Raw genomic sequence first — 1,333 nt, 5'->3', positions numbered from 1 at the left:
TGCCTCTGGTCGTTTATTGTCACCACACAGGTTCTGTACAGGTCTGTTTTGATGATGAGCTGGACAGTCCGCACCTGGCCAACAATGGGCATTCTCTGGGTGATTTCGCATTCTCGCAGAGCATTGACCTGGACAATTTCAGAGCCATGTTGAATCTGCTGCCAATCACTTTGCGGGCAGAGGCACTGAGTTCGGAATTAAGCGTCCCACCGGATATGATGCACAAATTGCAACAGGCCATTGAGCTGCTGAGCGATCCCGAATGTTACAGTTGCGAGAGACTTCTGGAATTAAAACAGAGCGGATTGCCCATCGATCAGCGTTTTGTTAAAAAAGCGTCTGTTAATATTTTCGGAGTGCCTGTTAAATCTTTGCTTGATATTCTTCTGGATACCGAAGTAGCCAGACACAATGGGGGCATGGGACCGGCAACCCCTGCTCAGCAGCAACAGGAGGAAGAAGAAGCTTACCGATTATGTCAGCTCCTTTTGCAGAGCGGGGCAAGGCCGACTGAATGGGGCCTGGGCCATATCAATAATATGGAAGAATTTTTTGACTCTGCAATGCCAGTGGGCATCTTCAATTGTATGGTGGCTGCCTCTGCTCCCTTTGAATTCCTCACCCTGCAACATCTTCAGCATTTTCCTTTGACCAGTTGTTCGGGAAGCGTCGTTGAATTTGACCGAATCTGCATGAACATCAGTCCACAGCAACGGCAGACGTGTCTGAGAAAGGCACTACTTTATGTGACAAGTCTGATGCATCCAACCCTTGAACATATTCAGTGCCACTTATTGGCCCTGTTTCATCACGGGGCTTCCCCGAACAAAGACCTTCTGGATAGTGTTAGAGCCCTTCTGGCATTTCATTACCCCCGCAGTAAGAAAATTATGCGCGTTTATTCCCCGGCTGAATATATCGAATGGTTTGAAAAACTGTGGGAGCAACGGAACGAGCATCCTTTCTATCAGAATTGGTTAGAGCGTGTCCGGCACGCCAAGCAGGAAATCGCGGATCTGAAACGATCTCTCGGCATTAACGATTCTGGTGCGCTGACAACACCATTGGCAGCCGGGACACCAACGGCATTACAGTTTATGGTGGACGCGTTCAGCAAACCGCCGGTCTTGCCTGATCATGTCGGCGATAATGAAAAAACCATCCTGACGGTATTGCAGCATTATTACCGCCGTCCCGGACCGGAACGGGTGATCCAGAACCTTGGCAGACAGACCATGCCAACCGTGTGGAAACCGCTGCACAGTTGCAGTCATGTTCTGCGGGCCAGAAATAATGGTCACTGGTATATGGAATTGCTGGAGAAATTTCAGCA

The 1,333-nt window shown here is 49.3% G+C and carries 1 protein-coding gene; it reads left to right on the top strand.

Features of this window, described 5'->3' with window-relative positions; translation table 11 throughout:
• Window positions 1–1,333, top strand: a 1,333-nt coding sequence (locus KDK16_RS10205) for a hypothetical protein (RefSeq protein WP_257275958.1), incomplete at both ends; no start/stop codon positions are given.

The sequence above is a fragment of the Endozoicomonas sp. SESOKO4 genome, assembly GCF_024606275.1.
This window is presented reverse-complemented; position numbering and strand designations above follow the sequence as displayed.